This is a genomic window from Synechococcus sp. BMK-MC-1, from assembly GCF_014279955.1.
GTDB lineage: Bacteria > Cyanobacteriota > Cyanobacteriia > PCC-6307 > Cyanobiaceae > Synechococcus_C.
The window spans coordinates 607,903-624,805 of sequence record NZ_CP047939.1 but is presented as its reverse complement, the minus strand read 5'-3'; the positions used below and the strand labels follow the sequence as shown (position 1 = coordinate 624,805).

The 16,903-nt window shown below is 63.4% G+C and carries 18 protein-coding genes; 9 read left to right on the top strand and 9 right to left on the bottom strand.

Annotated elements, in window-relative coordinates; genetic code table 11:
• Positions 1–4: 4 nt before the first annotated feature.
• Together SynBMKMC1_RS03320 and lipB are read right to left on the bottom strand one after the other, a co-directional pair.
• Positions 5–1,948 carry an AMP-binding protein gene (locus SynBMKMC1_RS03320; RefSeq protein WP_186472693.1) on the bottom strand — a complete coding sequence of 648 codons (1,944 nt, stop codon included), beginning with the start codon at positions 1,946–1,948 and terminating at the stop codon, positions 5–7.
• A gap of 28 nt (positions 1,949–1,976) precedes the next feature.
• Positions 1,977–2,717: a lipoyl(octanoyl) transferase LipB gene (gene lipB / locus SynBMKMC1_RS03315; RefSeq protein ID WP_186473303.1), complete on the bottom strand. Its 741-nt coding sequence runs from the start codon at positions 2,715–2,717 to the stop codon at positions 1,977–1,979.
• A gap of 12 nt (positions 2,718–2,729) precedes the next feature.
• On the opposite strand from lipB, the gene hpf reads away from it, so the two are divergent.
• The 5 genes from hpf to SynBMKMC1_RS03290 are packed head-to-tail and all read left to right on the top strand — an operon-like array spanning position 2,730 to position 7,433.
• Complete coding sequence (gene hpf / locus SynBMKMC1_RS03310) at positions 2,730–3,317, top strand: ribosome hibernation-promoting factor, HPF/YfiA family (protein ID WP_011932490.1); 588 nt, start codon at positions 2,730–2,732, stop codon at positions 3,315–3,317.
• Positions 3,318–3,351: 34 nt separating this feature from the next.
• Positions 3,352–4,032 carry a deoxyribose-phosphate aldolase gene (locus SynBMKMC1_RS03305; protein ID WP_011932489.1) on the top strand — a complete coding sequence of 227 codons (681 nt, stop codon included), beginning with the start codon at positions 3,352–3,354 and terminating at the stop codon, positions 4,030–4,032.
• Positions 4,029–4,841: a DNA repair protein RecO gene (gene recO / locus SynBMKMC1_RS03300; protein ID WP_186472692.1), complete on the top strand. Its 813-nt coding sequence runs from the start codon at positions 4,029–4,031 to the stop codon at positions 4,839–4,841. The genes SynBMKMC1_RS03305 and recO overlap by 4 nt, the downstream gene beginning before the upstream one ends.
• Before the next feature lie 9 nt (positions 4,842–4,850).
• Positions 4,851–6,233 carry an MFS transporter gene (locus tag SynBMKMC1_RS03295; protein WP_186472691.1) on the top strand — a complete coding sequence of 461 codons (1,383 nt, stop codon included), beginning with the start codon at positions 4,851–4,853 and terminating at the stop codon, positions 6,231–6,233.
• A 27-nt stretch (positions 6,234–6,260) separates the two neighbouring features.
• Entirely contained in the window at positions 6,261–7,433 is a 1,173-nt protein-coding gene (locus tag SynBMKMC1_RS03290; protein ID WP_186472690.1) for a glycosyltransferase family 4 protein, read from the top strand.
• Here the strand turns inward: SynBMKMC1_RS03290 and proC are convergent.
• The 6 genes from proC to der form a co-directional block, all read right to left on the bottom strand.
• Positions 7,430–8,212: a pyrroline-5-carboxylate reductase gene (gene proC, locus SynBMKMC1_RS03285; protein ID WP_370593949.1), complete on the bottom strand. Its 783-nt coding sequence runs from the start codon at positions 8,210–8,212 to the stop codon at positions 7,430–7,432. The two genes, SynBMKMC1_RS03290 and proC, sit on opposite strands and share 4 nt — an antisense overlap.
• Before the next feature lie 45 nt (positions 8,213–8,257).
• Positions 8,258–8,830, bottom strand: coding sequence for a cell division protein SepF (locus tag SynBMKMC1_RS03280; RefSeq protein WP_186473301.1), 573 nt, complete (start codon positions 8,828–8,830; stop codon positions 8,258–8,260).
• Between the two features lie 76 nt (positions 8,831–8,906).
• On the bottom strand, positions 8,907–9,557 hold the full coding sequence (locus tag SynBMKMC1_RS03275) for a YggS family pyridoxal phosphate-dependent enzyme (protein WP_186472689.1): 651 nt from the start codon (positions 9,555–9,557) through the stop codon (positions 8,907–8,909).
• Positions 9,558–9,579: 22 nt separating this feature from the next.
• Positions 9,580–9,846 (bottom strand): PipX family protein, encoded by a 267-nt coding sequence (locus SynBMKMC1_RS03270; RefSeq protein WP_011932482.1) that lies wholly within the window; start codon positions 9,844–9,846, stop codon positions 9,580–9,582.
• Positions 9,847–9,863: 17 nt separating this feature from the next.
• Complete coding sequence (locus SynBMKMC1_RS03265; RefSeq protein ID WP_186472688.1) at positions 9,864–10,781, bottom strand: energy-coupling factor transporter transmembrane component T; 918 nt, start codon at positions 10,779–10,781, stop codon at positions 9,864–9,866.
• Between the two features lie 5 nt (positions 10,782–10,786).
• Positions 10,787–12,154, bottom strand: a complete 1,368-nt coding sequence (der, locus tag SynBMKMC1_RS03260; protein ID WP_011932480.1) for a ribosome biogenesis GTPase Der — start codon at positions 12,152–12,154, stop codon at positions 10,787–10,789.
• A 151-nt stretch (positions 12,155–12,305) separates the two neighbouring features.
• Between der and SynBMKMC1_RS03255 the strand changes: the two genes are divergently transcribed.
• Positions 12,306–12,689 (top strand): L,D-transpeptidase, encoded by a 384-nt coding sequence (locus SynBMKMC1_RS03255; protein ID WP_041428764.1) that lies wholly within the window; start codon positions 12,306–12,308, stop codon positions 12,687–12,689.
• A gap of 3 nt (positions 12,690–12,692) precedes the next feature.
• On the opposite strand, the gene SynBMKMC1_RS03250 is transcribed toward SynBMKMC1_RS03255, so the two are convergent.
• Complete coding sequence (locus tag SynBMKMC1_RS03250; protein WP_186472687.1) at positions 12,693–13,160, bottom strand: DUF1823 family protein; 468 nt, start codon at positions 13,158–13,160, stop codon at positions 12,693–12,695.
• A 79-nt stretch (positions 13,161–13,239) separates the two neighbouring features.
• Between SynBMKMC1_RS03250 and SynBMKMC1_RS03245 the strand changes: the two genes are divergently transcribed.
• Genes SynBMKMC1_RS03245 through SynBMKMC1_RS03235 form a run of 3 tightly spaced genes read left to right on the top strand, consistent with a single transcriptional unit; the run spans position 13,240 to position 16,901 of the window.
• Positions 13,240–13,821: a hypothetical protein gene (locus tag SynBMKMC1_RS03245; protein ID WP_186472686.1), complete on the top strand. Its 582-nt coding sequence runs from the start codon at positions 13,240–13,242 to the stop codon at positions 13,819–13,821.
• A gap of 51 nt (positions 13,822–13,872) precedes the next feature.
• Positions 13,873–14,889, top strand: coding sequence for a tRNA dihydrouridine synthase DusB (gene dusB, locus SynBMKMC1_RS03240; protein ID WP_186472685.1), 1,017 nt, complete (start codon positions 13,873–13,875; stop codon positions 14,887–14,889).
• Positions 14,886–16,901: a glycosyltransferase gene (locus SynBMKMC1_RS03235; protein ID WP_186472684.1), complete on the top strand. Its 2,016-nt coding sequence runs from the start codon at positions 14,886–14,888 to the stop codon at positions 16,899–16,901. Before dusB ends, SynBMKMC1_RS03235 begins: the two co-directional genes overlap by 4 nt.
• The last annotated feature ends 2 nt before the right edge of the window (positions 16,902–16,903 follow it).

Sequence of the window (16,903 nt, the reverse complement as noted above, 5' to 3'; positions counted from 1 at the left end):
GCGATCAGCGTCCGTACAGCGCCTCGATCGCCTCAGCATCCCGCTCAGTGATGCGATCGCGCCGCTGTTTCAGGGTTTGCGTCAACAATCCATTGTCAATCGAGAACGGATCGACCAGGGCCACACCCACCAGGCGCTCATCCCCCCGAGCGCCCACCCGTTCGCTCAGCAGACGGTTGAGCTCTCCGCGCAACAGCCGCCTCAACCCTGGATCTCCTGGAGATCCGCCGAGATCCTCACCTGGGTCAGCGATCTGATCACAAGCCCAGCCTCGCATCGCCTCGAGACGGGGCACCACCAGGGCCCCAAGCTGTCGTTCGTCCTGTCCCACCAGCATCACCTGCTCAATCAGAGGACTGGCCACCAGGGTTTCCTCGAGGGGGCCCGGCTCGATGTTCTCGCCGCTGCTGAGCACGATCGTGTCCTTGGCACGGCCGGTGAGCACCACCGATCCATCCGGAAGCAGCAGACCCAGGTCACCGGTGTCAAACCAACCCTCGCCATCGAGCACCTTGGCTGTGGCCTCGGGTTTGCCGAGGTAGCCCCCCATCACCTGCGGCCCCCGCACCTGCACGATCCCCCGCTGGCGATAGCCGAGAAGCCGCCGGGTTTCGCCGTCAACGATCCGGAACTCCGTTTCAGGCATGGGCAGCCCGGAGCTGCCTCGAATGTTGCGCCAGGGGCGCCGACAACTCACCACCGGACTGGTTTCCGTCAGGCCATATCCCACTAGCAATTCGATGCCAACCGCTTCGAAGAAGGAATCCACGTGGGGAGCAATGGCACCGCCACCGTTGATCGGGAAACGCAGAGAACCACCACTGAGCTGAAGGCGCACCTTGGGCCAGATCAACCAGGAGGCCAGGGCATGGGCCGGCCAGCGGCTGGAAGCCTCGGCAGCAGCGATAACACGGTCCCGTTTGCGCACAGGATCGAGCATCAAATTGCGACTGCGGCGACGGGCCAGAGCAAAGGCGGCACTGTTGGCCAGTGCTGCCTTCAGCAGGCGCTGGCGAGCGGGGGGGAAGGTTTTCAGAACATCATCGAAACCGGCCTGAACCGCCTCCCAGAGCCGAGGCACCGTGACCATCACCACAGGCCGGACGCGGGGCAGATCCCGTTTGAGCTGCTTGATCGTGGTGTAACTCTGCGAACAAGCGCATGAAAAGAAGTAGTACTCAGCGCTGCGTTCATAGGCATGCCAGATCGGCAGCACACTCAGCACCGGATCCCCTGCTTCAGGGCGAGCGACACAGGCCAGGCTGCGCATCTGGTGGAGCAGGTTGGCGTGCGTGAGCGGTACACCCTTGGGTCGGCCGGTGGTGCCGCTCGTGTAGAGCAGCGTGGCGGTGGTGCTGGTCGCGGACGCGCGGTCTCTGCGGAGCAGAGGATCTGGCGCCGACGCCAACGTGCCCTGGGCCAAGAAGGCATCGAAGGAGAGGGCATCCGCCGGTGCGTCTCCCTCGAGAACCAGTACAAAGCGCAGGGTCTCTCGCCAGGCTGCCGGCAGGTGGAGCCGTTGCAAGAGCTCGGCGTTTTGCACCACCAGGGCAACGGACCCTGAATCCTCGAGGATGTAGCGGAGCTCTTCCACAGGTGCTGCCGCACCCCGCACCGCATCGATGGCACCCGCGCGCATCAGCCCCTGATCCGTAACCAGCCATCGGGGGCTGTTCTCCGCGAACAGACCCACCACATCTCCTGGTTTGACTCCAAACCTGCGGAAGGCAGCTGCGGCCAGGCTGATCCTGTCGGCCAGCTCCTTGTAGCTGAAGCGCTCGGGATGGGTGGCATGGGGAGCCTCAACGGCGAGCACCGACCCGTGGTGCTCGGCGAGCCAAGGCCAGAGTTGATCCACACGCCCAAGACTCTGAACGTGGTGCTGACGGGCCAGGGCAGCCTGCTCGCGCGGGGTCGGACGCCAGGAAGCGTGTGCGGTGGCAGTCACAGGAGTGAATCGCAGTCGCCCAGCCCTATCACCAACACCGACCTTCGGCAATCGCAGCGTCCGCATTGAGCTCCAAACACAGACCGAACCGTGCTGCCAACGCATCGCAAACCAGGGGTTGCACCTCCGAGACGTGCAGGCCAGGACACCAATCGCTCAGACATCCCACGGCCCGCCCGGCAAGACCACAGGGAACGACGGATTCAAACCCTTCCAAGGCGCAGTTCACATTCAGGGCCACTCCGTGTTGGGTGATCCAACGCCTGCACCCCACACCGATGGCCGCCACCTTGCACTGATCGAGCCAGACCCCTGTCAGTCCCTCGATTCGCTCGCCGCGGAGACCGAGCGCAGCCAGCACATCGATCACCACCTGCTCCAGCTCACGCAGGTACCAGTGCAGGTCCGTGCGGTGGCGGTGGAGATCAAGCACTGGATAAATCACAAGCTGCCCTGGAGCGTGATGCGTCACCTCCCCGCCGCGATCGATGCGGTGCAGCGGGGCGGGAGGGTGCTCGGGATCGAAGAGGAGATGGTCTTCCGACGCGCCACGTCCCAGGGTGTAACAGGGTGGGTGCTGTAGCAGCCAGACCGCTTCGGGCGGCGGATCGCCCCCTGAATCTGCTCCTTTCAGCAAGCGCTCCTGCCAGAGGCGCTGCCACGTCCAGGCCTGCATAAAGGGCACCAGGTGCGCTGGCTGGAAAAGAAATGCCGCAGACCCTGTTCCGGAATCGGTCGTCGTCTCTAGGTTGCCGATAGGACGAGGCACCGGAGGGATGCCATGAAGCTGTTGATCCATGGTCGCAACCTGGACGTGACACCGGCTCTGCGCGACTACACCGAAACCAAGCTCGACCGGGCGATTCACAATTTCGGCGATCTCGTGAAAGAGGCGGATGTGCATCTCTCGGTGGCCCGTAATCCGCGGGTCCCGCAGCAAACAGCGGAGGTGACCGTGTTCGCCAACGGAACCGTGATCCGCGCCCAGGAACGCAGTGAAAATCTCTACGCCAGCATCGACTTGGTGGCCAGCAAGCTGGCGCGTCAACTGAGGCGCTTCAAAGACCGCCACAGCGACCATCACCACAGCCACGGGCACCGGGCCAGCGAGACCCCAACCACCGAATCCGTGCTCGATGACGAAGCCATCGTCGAATCTCTGCTCGACGGCAAAGAGGTGCAGTTGCCAAGCCCAGGCGTGCGCCGGAAGTACTTCTCCATGCCACCGATGACCCTGGAACAGGCCAGGCAGCAACTGGATCTGATCGACCACGACTTCTACCTCTTCCGCGACAGCGCCAGCGGTGACCTGCAGGTGATCTATCGCCGCAACCACGGCGGTTATGGCGTGATCGAAGCGCGCGACTGAACGCGCACAAGCCAGCGATTCGCCAGCTCCCGTGATGACCGCGTCAGCGCGCCGGCAGGACCTTCCGGACCTGCCCCCCTTGATTCATCAGGCGCTCCTCAACCCCCTGCTGCTGAACGACGACCTGCACAGCCTCTGTGACGCGTCCCGTCTGTACGGCTTCGGTGGCGTGGGGGTGAGCCTGATTCACCTGCAGACCATCCGCCAACGTCTCGGGGGAAGCGGGCCGGTGAAACTGATCGCCGCTGTGGGCTTCCCCTTCGGAGACCTTCCGGCTGAATTGAAGCAAGCCCAGGCTGAATGGGCTGCCGGAGAAGGCGCTGATGCCCTCGATGTCACCCCCAACCTGGCGGCGCTGGTTAACGGACAGCCCAACGTTTACGCCGAAGAACTGGCCGCAATCGCTTCTGTTGATTTGCCCATCACCGTGGTTTTGGATGTCAATCAGCTCTCGCCAGAGCAGTTGGCTCTTGGAGCCGAAGCGGCTCTTGATGCGGGAGCGGCTGCGCTGCAAGCGGGAAATGGCTTCGGCGGCGCGGTGACAACAGACCAGGTCAAGCACTTGCGGCAGCTCACAGGTGGACGCTGTGGCCTCAAGGCGGCTGGTGGCATCAAAACCCTGGAGCACGCCCTCAACTTGGTCGAAGCTGGTGCCACAGCCCTTGGGACAGGCCACGGCCCTGCCCTGGTTCAGGCCTTACGGCACTCGGAATGAGTGGCGACAGACGCTTGCAGGGGCTAGCGCTCAAGGTGGGCCCCCTCGGTGAGCATGACCGGCTGCTCACACTGCTGAGCGACGACGTCGGCGTGGTGCGCCTGGCCGTTCCAGGCGCCAGACGCCCCCGCAGCAGTCTTGCCGCTGCCGTGCCCCTGACCTGCCTGGACCTTCAGGTGGTCGGTCGGCGCGGCCTGGCGCGGGTCCGTCAGCTTCGGGTGCTGCGCAGCTACAGCGGCCTCGGGCAGCGCCTGGACACCCTGGCCTCAGCCCAGGCACTCGCCGAGCTGGCCATCGCACTGGTGAGCTCAGATGATCCCGTCCCTGGATTGCTGGAGGCGGTGCTGATCCACCTCGATCGCCTGGAACATCTCAGCCGCACTCCAGGGGAAGAGGCCGATCTCTGCCTGGCGAACGTGGTGCAGGCCAGCGTGCATCTGCTCGCGCTGGGAGGGTATGGGCTGCCCCTCCAGGCCTGCTGTCGCAGCGGGGCGGCCTTGACCCCCCCGATTGGTCAGTGGGAGTGGCGATGCAGCGTCCTCCCGGAGGAAGGACTGGCTCTCGGGGCCCTGGCTGGTGCCAGGCTCCAGCTGAACCCCTCAGAGCTGGCGCTCCTGCAACGGCTGCCTCGGCCCGACTTGCCTCGCCGCAGCAATGGGGAGCTCCTCGGGCCGCGACCGGTGTGGCTGAAGCTGCTCGCGTTGCTCGAGTGCTGGTGCCGCGCCCACCTGCCTCGCCCGGTGCGCTCCCTTGCGATGGTGCGTGACTGCCTGAGCGCCGCTCCTTTGAGCGATCATGAGCCGACTTGACCAGGACCCTTGAGCGGATCCTCCCTGAACAACTCGGAACCAACACGTCCCACCGGGGGAAAAGCGGAAGGTCCCCGTGGCCTCCAGACCGTGGTGCGCTTCGACGGGTTCCGCCGACTCTGGATCGGCCAGATCTTCTCCCAGCTCGCGGACAAGTTCTACATCGTGCTGATGGTGTATCTCATTGCCCAGTACTGGGTGACGAGCACCCCGCAGGAGAACGGGGCCCTTGCGGAGATCGCCTCAGCGATCCGCATGGATTTCGAAACCAGAGCCCAGCGAATCACGCTCCTGGCGACCGGTGTTTACGTGGCCAACACCATTCCAGCGATGGTGTTGGGATCCGTGGCGGGAGTGTGGGTGGACCGCTGGCCCAAACGGCGCGTGATGGTGGCCTCCAATGGGCTGCGCGCTCTGCTCGTGCTGTTCACCCCGCTGTTTCTGCTCCCAGGACCGCACTGGCTCGGCCTCAGCTGGGGCTACTGGGCCCTGTTGGTGATGACCTTCCTGGAATCCGTGCTCACCCAATTCTTCGCACCAGCGGAACAGGCAGCTATCCCCCTGCTGGTGCCCAAAGGTCATTTGCTAGCAGCGAATTCTCTCTATCAGGCCACCAGCATGGGCGCCACGATCGTTGGGTTCGCCCTTGGTGATCCGATCCTGCGCGGCCTGAACCACCTGTTTCAGCTGGTTGGGCTGCGTGGGGGCGAGTTCCTGCTCCTGCCCTTCTGTTACGGCATGGCGGCCCTCTGTCTGAGCACGATCCGGATGCGCGAGCAGCCCCGATCCCAAGCCGATGAATCGGTCTGGCGAGAGATCGTCGCGGGTCTGCAGGTGTTGCGTGAACGACCCTCCGTGAGAACCGCCATGGTTCATCTGGTCTTGCTCTACAGCCTGCTGGCAGCGCTGTACGTGCTGGCGATCAGCCTGGCTTCGGCCATTCAGGGTCTGGGACCCACGGGTTTCGGAACCCTGCTGGCGATGAGTGGCCTGGGGATGGCCATCGGTGCGGTGGTGGTGGCCCAGATGGGCCACAGCTTCAGCCGTCGCCGCTTGGCGGCCACAGGCCTGGGAGCGATCACCTGGAGCCTGGTGCTTCTGGGCCAGCTGCGCGGAAACCTTGGTTACACCCTCGGACTCTGCGGTCTTCTCGGGCTCGGAGCAGCGCTGGTTGCGATCCCTGCGCAGACCACCATTCAGGAGGACACCCCTGAATCCCAGCGCGGCCGGGTGTTCGGTCTGCAAAACAACCTGATCAACATCGCCCTCAGCCTTCCCCTCGTCCTGGCCGGCGCCCTGGTGAGCAGCGTCGGCCTGCTTCCGGTGCTTTGGGTGCTGGCGGCTCTGGCTCTGATTGCAGCGGTGATCGAGCGTCCGTGGCAACGCTGCTAACTTCAGAGCCAGCGCTGGAACGGTGCGGTGAGGCATATCGCCTGGCTCGGCAAAAAATCTCCGTTCTGCGGGAACGTCACCTACGGCCTCAGCACCACAGAAGCCTTGCGGGCGCGTGGCCACCAGATCAGCTTCATTCATTTCGCCAACCCCGGAGCCCCCGGGAGCGACACGTCGTTGCTGGCGAACGATCCAGACGTCAGCCTGCCCTATCTGGTGAAATCGCAGGTTTACACCATTCCTTCGCCGGGAGCACAACGGGAACTGAGGGAGTCTCTCGAGCGTCTCCAACCCGATCTGGTGCACGCCAGCCTCACGTTGTCGCCACTGGACTTCCGGCTCCCCGACCTCTGCCAGCAACTCGGCGTTCCCCTGGTGGCCACATTCCACCCGCCGTTTGATGCCGGACTGCGCAATCTCACCGCGGGAACCCAGCAACTCACTTATCAGCTCTATGCCCCGTCTCTCGCCAAGTACGACAGGGTCATTGTGTTTTCAGATCTTCAGGCTGAAGTGCTGGCCCGTCTGGGCGTCCGCGAGGAACGGCTCGCCGTCATCCCCAACGGGGTGGACCCCGACTGCTGGCGGCCGGCCGATACAACCCTCGCCACCGTGGGCAGCCCTCTGCGCTCCGTGCGTGCACGCATCGGCGACAAGCGGATGTTTCTCTACATGGGGCGCGTGGCCACCGAGAAGAACGTTGAAGCCTTACTGAAGGCCTGGCGACTGGTGAAACCGGAAGGATGCCGCCTGGTCATTGTTGGGGATGGCCCACTGCACGCAACCCTTCAGAACACCTACAGCAACGACGAGGTGCTCTGGTGGGGCTACGAAGCCGATCTGGCGACCCGAGTGGCCTTGCTGCAGTCAGCTGAGGTGTTTGTGCTCCCCTCACTGGTTGAGGGGCTTTCCCTGGCGCTTCTGGAAGCCATGGCCAGCGGTTGCGCCTGTGTGGCCACGGATGCCGGAGCTGACGGCGAGGTTCTGGCAGACGGAGCAGGCATCGTGATGAGCACCCAGGGGGTGACCACCCAGCTGCGAACGCTGCTTCCCGTGCTCAGAAACCAACCCGTGCTCACCCGCGAACTCGGACGACAGGCTCGAGAGCGGGTCCTCGAGCGCTACACCATGACCAGCAACATCGATGCCCTGGAGCGTCTCTACGCCGATGTGATGCGACACGAACCGATGGCCGCTTAACGCAGTGCTCGCCCCCGCTCCGTGGCCGCCACCACGGCCTCGATCAAGGCTGAACGCAATCCAGCCTTTTCCAAAACACGGAGCGCAGCGATGGTGGTGCCTCCCGGAGAGGCCACCATGTCTTTGAGTTGCGCTGGATGCAGTTGCTGCTGGTCCAGAAGCGCGGCGGTCCCGGCCAGGGTGCGCTGCGCCAGCCTGAGAGCCTGATCCCTCGGCAGGCCTGCAGCAACGGCACCATCAGCCATCGCTTCGGCCATCAACGCCACATAAGCCGGTCCGGAGGACGTGAGCGCGAGGAAAGCGTCGAGTTGCGATTCCGGCAACTCGAGCACTTCACTGACAGGCTCGAACATGCGACGCACCCATGCCTGCTGCTCGGACGTGACATCACACCCCCAGGCAAGGCCGCACAGCCCTTCAGCCACCAGACAAGGCGTATTGGGTACTGCGCGCACACAAACCCTGCCGGGAAATGTGCTCTGCAGTCGCTCCAAAGTGACTCCAGCCAACACAGAGATCAGCAGCGGGGCCGCACCTGCAGGAGGGGTCCGGACGGATGCCGCGACCTGATCGAGCTGCTGAGGCTTGACAGCCAGAAGCTGAACCGGGGCCTCCCATACCTCGTGCATCCGAGGATCGGAACTGGAAATCACAGTGATTTCAGCTTGCAGTTGGGATTGGAGACGGGCCACGGAGGGCTCGCGACCAACGACTGCAATCAGATCAGATCCGCGAAGAGATCCACCTTCAACCAGGGGACGCACCAAGGCCTGAGCCATGCGCCCCATGCCGATCACACCAACGGCGAAGCTCACGAATCAGGATCAGAGCGCAGCAGCACCAGGGGCTGCCCAGGCAGGCGCGGGAGCAACACTGGCCTCGGCAGACGCCTGCTCCACATCCTTGGTCACAACCGTGGGCGTGCTGGCTTCTTCATGGGCTGAATTGGTCACCGTCACGCAGCTGGGAGCGAACAGGAAAATGCTCTCGCCGACGCGTTCCTGATGGCCGTCGATCGCGAACGTGCCGCCTGCCACGAAATCCACCGCACGCTGGGCCTGGTCGGGCTCCATCATCGTGAGGTTGAGGATCACGGTCTTGCGCTCACGCAGGGCCTGAATCGCCCGGGGCATCTCATCGAAGCTGCGGGGCTCCATCAGAGACACTTCGGCGGCGCTGGAACTGATTCCAGGCATTCCGATCACATTGGAGCCGCTGAATCCCTGGTCCATGTCAAAGGGGTTAGCAGCATCGAGGGGCGCAAGGGCACTGGATGCGGAAGCCATGGCCTGAGGGCTGTCGTCATGCTCCCCAGCGTCGTAGTCGAGATCGTCGAAATCGCCATCGAGATAGTCATCTCCTGCGACAACAGCACGAAGGCGAGAAATCAGCGACACCTGGAAACTGCAGAACCTTGACCCTGAATAGCGCTCCATGGAGTTGTGAGCAAGCGTGTCCGGATCGATTGACGCCTCATGTTGGCGACTGGCGAGGACCAAACAGCACAGAACCCAGGCGCACCCAGGTCGCCCCGGCTGCGGCGGCCTCGCGCCAATCTCCGCTCATCCCCATCGAACAATGTTCAAGCCCCAGGGCATCCGCCAGATGACGGCACTCCCTGAACAGCGCACTGCGGTCTTCGGCGCCAACGCCCAGGGGAGCCATCGTCATCAGCCCCGAAATCTGGAGCCCCTGAAGCAACTGCAGCTCCGGCCAGGCCGCCTTCAAGGCCTCCATCTCCCAGCCTCCCTTGGCCGGATCGTCCCTCAACTTCACCTGAAGAAGCGCCGTGGGCTGTTGTTGCTCTTCAAGGGCAATGCGCGAGGTGCGCTCGGCCAGGGCCAACGAATCAATGGAGTGGATCCAGCGAAAGGCTTTCACCACCGCTCGCACTTTGTTGGCCTGAAGACGACCGATGAAGTGCCAGCGAATCTGAGGGAGATCAGCCAAAGCGTTTTGCTTCGGAAGAGCCTCCTGCACACGACTTTCGCCGAAATCCAGCTGACCACATGCCACCAGATCGCGAATCGCGTCCGCCGGGTGTCCCTTGCTCACCGCAAGAAGGTTCACCCCACTGGGCAACGCTGAGGTCAGCTGCTGCCAGCGGCTCTCAATCGACGTCACAAGTGCGGCCCCCTCAGACGGTTCAGATAAAGGTCTGGTCAAACAGCTGCTTCCAACTCTCCAGATCTGCGGCCCCGTCCCGGCGGCGCCTCGCCAAATTCAGCTCCGCGTGATGGCGAGCATCCAGGTAGGGGATCACCTCAAACTGAGCACCCCGCGGCTGCAACGTGACCAGAAAAAACATTCTCTGGGCGTAGAGCGTTGCGAAAACATCACGGCCATCTCCGGCCGGGGCAACCCGGTACAACATCCCGAACGTGGGGTGATTCAGATAACCCTCAGCGCTCACAGGACTCATTGCGTGATTCAAAGGTCACCGTACCTGCCACGCAGACCGATCACGAGAACCAACAGCAAGGCCGACAACCAGTTGAGAGCCCGCTGGCCTGCGGCAGCAGAGACAGAACCTGGCCGAAACGCTTCCGCTGGCAACCAGACACCGCCCCGCGCGAGCAGCGCCTCAGCGCCCTGCTCGGCGCGCAGCAGGATGTTGGCCAACAGCCGTTCACCAACAGCCAGCACAAGGCCAAACGAGGCCTTAAAGCCAAGACGTCGCAGATTCACGGCACGACTTGCGAGGGAGCGCAGCAAGTTCTGCAACTCCTCCTGAACCAGCGGCAGGAAGCGAAGGGCGAGCAAGAGCTGAAAACTCAGCCTGTCCATCGGCACTCCCAGCCAAGCCAGCGGAGCCAACCACCAACGCAAAGCCCACATCAGATCTTCACTTGGGGTCGAGAGCAACATCAGATTCACGCTGTGAACCACCGTCACAATCAGCGTTGCGCTGTTCAGGCCGAGTTCGGCGGAACGCCGGTCCACCACCAATGGACCGAGCTGGATCGGCCCCAGCTGGAGGGGGCCAAGTTTCAGCAATTCCCAGGACGGTGCCTGCAGCAGAAGCCCGGGCACCTCACGGGCTGAGCGCAAACTCAGCGAGGCCCCTGGGTCTCCGGTGGGCAACAGCATCGCCAACAGACCAATGCCACATCCCAGCGCTGCAAGGACGAGCAAAGAACGCCACCACAGTCGCGGTGGCAAACCGCTCACCCCAGTCACGAGAAGCAGGCCGAGCACCAGGCCGACCCTCCAGATCGGTCCCGCAAGCACAGGGGTCAGCAGAAACATCAACACCCAGGCAAATTTGAGCCGGGGATCAAGACAACGCAGCCATCCCTCCTGGCCATCCACGTATTGCCCAATCGGGATTTGCCGCAGCCAGTCCATGCCCCTCAGCCCTGGCGGTTCTGCTGACGCGCGAGATCCCGTTCGGCATCGCGCTGCTGCTTGCCGCGCCAAAACAACTTCAACGGTGTGCCATCAAAGCCGAGACCCTCGCGAATTTGTCGTTCCACATAGCGGCGATAGGTGTCGCCAAACAACTTGGGATCGTTCACGAACAACGTGAAGCTGGGAGGGCGGCTGGCGACCTGGGTGCCGTAATACAGGCGGCCTTGGCGGCCCCCTCGCGTGGTGGGCGGGCTCCGCCAGCTCAAGGCTTCTTTCAGCACCTCATTCACCACCGATGTGCTGACCCTGCGGCGGTGCTGCTCCACAGCCAAAGCGGCCAACGCAAAGATGCTGTCCACCCGCTGGCCTGTCAGCGCTGAGGTGAACAGCATGGGAGCCCAGTCCAAGAAATAGAGCTTGGCCCTGAGCTCCTTCTCCATGGCCGTCATGGTGTGGCTGTCCTTCTCCACGGCATCCCATTTGTTCACCACCACCACACAGGCGCGCCCGTCTTCCTCGATGCGACCGGCCAGCCGCTGATCCTGCTCTGTGACGCCATCGAGAGCGTCGATCACCAGCACACAAACATCACTGCGCTCAATGGCCTTGAAGCTGCGGTTGATCCCGAAGAATTCAGGGCCGTAATTCACACTGCGGCGGCGGCGGATGCCAGCGGTATCAACCAGGCGCCAGGGCCTGTTCTCACGCACGAGACTGGTATCGATGGTGTCGCGGGTGGTCCCGCGGATCGGACTCACGATCGCCCGTTGCTCACCGCAGATGGCATTGAGCAAGCTCGACTTGCCCACGTTGGGGCGACCGATGATGGCGAGCTGAATCGGCTCCTCGCTGTCACCTTCCTCAGACTTCGGTGGCAGATAGGTGAGCACCTGATCCAACAGCTCGGCCGTTCCAGCCCCGTGAATCGCAGAGATGGGGTATGGCTCTCCCAGGCCAAGACTCCAGAACTCGGCGGCCATCGCCAGCCCCTGCTCCGGCGACTCGCATTTGTTCACAGCAAGCAGAGCGGGGCAACGCTGCCCGCGCAAAAATTCGGCGATCGCTTCATCCGAAGCCGTCACCCCCTGCTGACCATCCACGATCACCAGGGCGACACTGGCTTCTTCGAGGGCAAGGGCCGCCTGCTCACGGATCTCAGGCAGAAATTCACTGTCGTCATCGAACACCAGCCCGCCGGTGTCCACCACCTTGAAGTCCCTGTCACCCCAGTAGCCGTCCTGATAGGTGCGGTCACGGGTCACACCGGGTTCATCGTGCACAATCGCTTCTCTGCTGTGGCAGAGGCGATTGACCAGCGTGGACTTGCCAACGTTGGGGCGCCCGATGATCGCCACGACGGGACGCGCCAAGTCAGACCGATGCAAACACTGTCTTGACAGTACAGAGGCACGCTGATGCGCCCCGCAACCGCCGGGCGAATGGGAATTCTTTCCAAGGAAGACTAATAAGTCTCAATTGAGACAGCTAGCGATGGTGCAGTACCGCCGCTGTCACGCCACCATGCTGGACCTGATTGCCACCCTGGTCGTGGATCTCTCCGAGCAAAAGCTCACCGTTCTGGATCCTCAAGACAACATCGTGCGGGTGATCCCTGTAAGCACGGGGAAAGCGTCCACCCCCACCCCCACTGGCCATGCCTCGGTGCTCACAAAATATCGCTCTGTCACCATGCGCGGGCGCAATTACGTGGCGCCGGGCGTTCCCTACGCCATGTGCATCACCGCCAACGAGCTGATCTGCATGCACGGCGCCCCTTGGCAAGAGGACGCGGGCCAGTCGTTCGGAGTGCCCCGCAGCAACGGCTGCGTGCGCATGCCCACGGCTCAGGCCCGTTGGCTTTTCGACAACACCCGCAAGGGAACGAAGGTGATCATCCAGGTTTGAGGCTCAGCCAACCGGGGCGTCTCCGGGATGCCCCTGCACAGGGTTCACCGGGGGCTCGAGCAGCTCGGGGAGAGCGCCGTCCGCCGGCAAGACATCCCCGCGAGCAGCGAGCCAGGCCAACAACCAACTCACCACCGTCGCCCGGCGCGTTCTGCGGGGGTACAGCTCACCGATGCGATAGCCCGCGAAATGCAGCTGCTCCTTCAACAGCTGCTTGTGTTCTCGCGCAATCGACCGGGTGAGAGCCACCGAAGCCAGCCGAGTGGCCACCACCTCTGGAGCTTCAGGAAATGCATCGCGCCAGGCCTGCGGCGTTTGCGGCCCGGCCAACCACGGAGCATCCCCATCGCACTGGCGCCGGTACCCCAGACGCTCCCAGACCAATTCAGCCACCAAACGGTCACTGAGACGATCTGCAAGCACTGCGTCTAAAAGCGACCGGCTCAAGGGCCAGGACAGGGAATCCTCCATGCGGCCGAGCCTAAAACTTGTGCACAAACGCGAGCCGATCGCCCTAGCAACCCCTTAAAGAGTCCATTACCTTCGAGGGATGTATGTGTTTGACACCTCTCTCGAGGCCGCCACGACCCTGCACGGGAACGCGCACCTTCAAAAGCTGGTCTTCCGCCTCCCCCGCGAGGTGATGAAAGCGGCAAAGCGCGATCATGTGCGCCTCGTGGCATCCCATGATCCAAAGCAAGGCCCCAGTGCGCCTTGGAACGACGATGGGCTCGTCACCTTCAGCTTCAGTGCCGAACACGGGAGCAGCACACCAGTGTTCTCCGACCGCCGCGATCAGCCCCTGAGCCGCAGCGCCGTCCAACGCATTCGCGTGGGAAGCAGGGTGAGGCTCTCGATCCGTCAGGTGCGTCGGCGTCATCCGCGCCCTGGCAGCAGGCTGCAGGTGCTCAAAGTGCAGGTGCTCGATCTCGACGCGATTCCCAAAGGAGGTCCGGCCAGCCCCCACAGTATCCAGAGTGTGACGCTCCAGCTGCCCCTCGACCTCATGCAGGACGTGGAACGACTGGCGACGCAGGAGGACTGGTCGACGCAAGCTTGGTTGCGCAACGCGATCGAGTCGCACGCGCGTCGCAGCCGTCAACGGCTGGGGCTGGATGAGTCGGTGGCCTGAGCCAGACATCTGCGCCGATTGGCCAGAATGAAAGGAAACGGTCTTCGTTCGATGCCCCCGAACCTTCTTTCGGATCTGCATCTGAGCGGCAGCAGCGCGTGTCGTGTGCTGACAAGCAGAGTGCTGCAATCACCGCTTGCCGGCGTCAGCGACAAAATTTTCCGAGCTCTGGTGCGCCGTTGGAGCCGTGATGCGCTGCTCTTCACCGAAATGGTCAATGCCACCAGCCTCGAGCTGGGTCATGGCCGCGGGAAGGTGGAAGAGCTCCAACAGGAGGCTGGGCCCATCGGTGTTCAGCTGTTTGATCACAGGCCTGAGTCGATGGCGGATGCGGCGCGACGGGCTGAAGCTGCCGGCGCTTTTCTGATCGACATCAATATGGGCTGCCCGGTGCGCAAGATTGCGCGAAAGGGCGGGGGCAGCGGCCTGATTCGTGATCCCGACCTGGCCTGCTCCATCGTGGAGGCCGTGGTGGCCGCCGTCGGCATCCCGGTCACCGTGAAGACACGCCTTGGCTGGTGCAGTGATCCTCAAACAGCAGACAACCACGCCGCGGCCATGGCCTGGTGCCGAAGGCTGGAAGCGGCCGGAGCTCAGCTGCTCACCCTGCATGGCCGCACCCGGGAACAACGCTTCAGCGGTCGCGCCGACTGGGAGGCGATCGCGGCAGTGAAACGCACGCTGCGGATTCCTGTGATCGCCAACGGCGATGTGTTCAGCCCAGAGGATGCCCGGGCATGCCTTGAAATCACAGGCGCCGATGGGGTGATGGTCGGCCGGGGAACCATGGGTGCTCCCTGGCTGGTGGGTCAGATCGACGCAGCGCTCAAGGGGCGTCCGGTTCCGCCGACGCCCTCAGCGCGTGAACGCCTCACGATTGCGGCGGACCAGCTCCAGGCCCTCGTGGCTGCTCGTGGCGATCACGGTTTGCTGATCGCCAGGAAACACATGAGCTGGACCTGCACTGGGTTCAACGGAGCGTCCCAGTTTCGCCAGCAACTGATGCGAGCACCCACCCCGGATCAAGCCCTCAGCCTGTTGCGCCGGCAGCAGGACCAGTTGGCGTGAGCTGGCTGCCACTGCTGGTTCTGATTTGGCCGGCCTGGCTGAGCCGGACGCCGGAGCCATTGAGTCCGATCTGGCGCAGACGAAGCCTGATTGTTCTGATCGGCGTCCTCAGCCTGCGCTATCTGCTGTGGAGGGTCAGCGCGAGCCTGAATCTGAGCACCCCACTGAGCACAACCCTCAGCCTGCTGCTGCTGGCAGCGGAGGGCTGGTTGCTGCTGAGCGGGATGGTGCCGCTGGTGCTCGCTTGGCGCCGCTTCCCCGACCGCCGACCAGCCATGCATCAGCTGCGGGAGCAATGGCAGCACAGCTCATGGACTCCCACGGTGGACATCCTCGTGCCCACCTACGGCGAACCGATCAATGTTCTGGAGAGAACCCTGATCGGCTGCTGTCACCAGACCTATCCCCACACCCAGGTGTGGGTTTTGGATGACAGCGGACGCCAGGAGGTGAAAGCCCTGGCCTCGCAATACGGCTGCGCCTATGTGCATCGACCGGTCCGCGCCTGCGCCAAAGCAGGGAATCTGAACCATGGTCTGCGCCGGTGCCGGGGAGAACTCGTGGCCGTCTTCGACGCCGATTTCATTCCTCAAAGCACGTTCCTCGAGAACAGCATCGGCTTTCTTCTCGACCCCAAGGTGGGGCTTCTGCAGACGCCTCAAACCTTCATCAACGCCGATCCCGTGATGCGGAATCTGGGAATGGAACGCTGGCTGCTGTCCGATGAGGAAAGCTTCTACCGCTGGATCGAACCGGTCCGTGACGGCTGGGGGGCGGTGGTGTGCGCAGGCACGGCATTTCTGGCCCGTCGCTCCGCGCTCGACTCCGTGGGTGGTTTTGTGGAGAAGGCGATCTCAGAGGATTTCGTCACCGGAATCAACCTCCGACGCAAGGGCTGGAGCCTCCTCTATCTGCAACAAAAGCTGAGCGCCGGTCTGGCAGCAGAAACCATGGCGGACTTCGTGCGCCAGCGGCAGCGCTGGGCAAGCGGCACTTTGCAGAGCCTGCGCTTACCGGAAGGGCCTCTGCGTGGAGGTGGCCTCACACCCTGGCAGAGGGTGGCGTATCTCGAGGGCGTTGTGCACTGGATCAACAACCTGCCGCGCCTGGTGCTGATGCTCATGCCCCTGAGCTACGGACTGCTCGGGACCGTGCCGATCCTGATCAGCGCAGACGATGCCGTCGGTCTGCTGCTGCCCCTCTGGGCGACGCTCTTGATGGGAGTGGGCTGGTTGAACCGCGGATCGCGCACCGCGTTCCTGAGCGAACTCACCGGCTGGGTGCTCACCGTTCCACTCACGGTGACCGTGCTGGCGAATTTGATGGGACGCCTGGGTGGGTTCAAGGTGACACCGAAGCACCAGCGGCGCGATCGGGGCAGCTGGAGCGTGCAACTCTCGCTTCCCTTGTTGGCCCTGCTGGCCCTCAACCTGTTCAATCTCCGCGGTCTGCTCCAACCGCAAAGCGCTCTGGATTCCGCCGCGTTCGACGGTCGCCCTCTTGGCCTTGTGTGGGCTGTGCTCAACCTCTTGAGCCTCGTGATCGCTCTGCGCGCCTGCTGGGACCCCCCGTCCCTGGATCCGTCACCATGGCAGGCCATCGACAGCATGGCCTGGCTTCAAGATGCTGGAGGCCATCGCCATGCCTGCACCCTCAAGGCCATCAGTGAAAGCGGTGCCGAGCTGCTACTGCACGCCAAAACAACACCCCTGGTGGCCAGCACCACCCTCTGCTGGTGCAAGGAGGTCCCCCCCTTGCCGGTGCAACTGGAGATGGCAAGCGGACTGGGATTGGCGGTCCGCTGGGGCCCCTTGAGCGCCCTGGAGCGCAAGCAGCTGATCCGCTGGCTGTTCTGCCGTCCGAACTGCTGGCGCGATCGCATGGCCCCTCCGGAATGGAAAGCCCTGGCCGTTCTGCTGGCCAGGCTGTTCACGGCACCATCGAGACGTCCCTTTCAGCGCTGCCTGATGCAGCAGGCTTCCCTTACCGATTCGGGAGGCCCTGTTGGTTGAAG

What these genes read in the sequence shown, in the direction of transcription:
- hpf (WP_011932490.1), top strand. Translation starts at nt 2,730, where the DNA reads ATGAAGCTGTTGATCCATGGTCGCAACCTGGACGTGACACCGGCTCTG.
- SynBMKMC1_RS03305 (WP_011932489.1), top strand. Translation starts at nt 3,352, where the DNA reads ATGACCGCGTCAGCGCGCCGGCAGGACCTTCCGGACCTGCCCCCCTTG.
- recO (WP_186472692.1), top strand. Translation starts at nt 4,029, where the DNA reads ATGAGTGGCGACAGACGCTTGCAGGGGCTAGCGCTCAAGGTGGGCCCC.
- proC (WP_370593949.1), bottom strand. Translation starts at nt 8,212, where the DNA reads ATGGCTCAGGCCTTGGTGCGTCCCCTGGTTGAAGGTGGATCTCTTCGC.
- SynBMKMC1_RS03265 (WP_186472688.1), bottom strand. Translation starts at nt 10,781, where the DNA reads ATGGACTGGCTGCGGCAAATCCCGATTGGGCAATACGTGGATGGCCAG.
- SynBMKMC1_RS03255 (WP_041428764.1), top strand. Translation starts at nt 12,306, where the DNA reads ATGCTGGACCTGATTGCCACCCTGGTCGTGGATCTCTCCGAGCAAAAG.
- SynBMKMC1_RS03250 (WP_186472687.1), bottom strand. Translation starts at nt 13,160, where the DNA reads ATGGAGGATTCCCTGTCCTGGCCCTTGAGCCGGTCGCTTTTAGACGCA.
- SynBMKMC1_RS03245 (WP_186472686.1), top strand. Translation starts at nt 13,240, where the DNA reads ATGTATGTGTTTGACACCTCTCTCGAGGCCGCCACGACCCTGCACGGG.
- dusB (WP_186472685.1), top strand. Translation starts at nt 13,873, where the DNA reads ATGCCCCCGAACCTTCTTTCGGATCTGCATCTGAGCGGCAGCAGCGCG.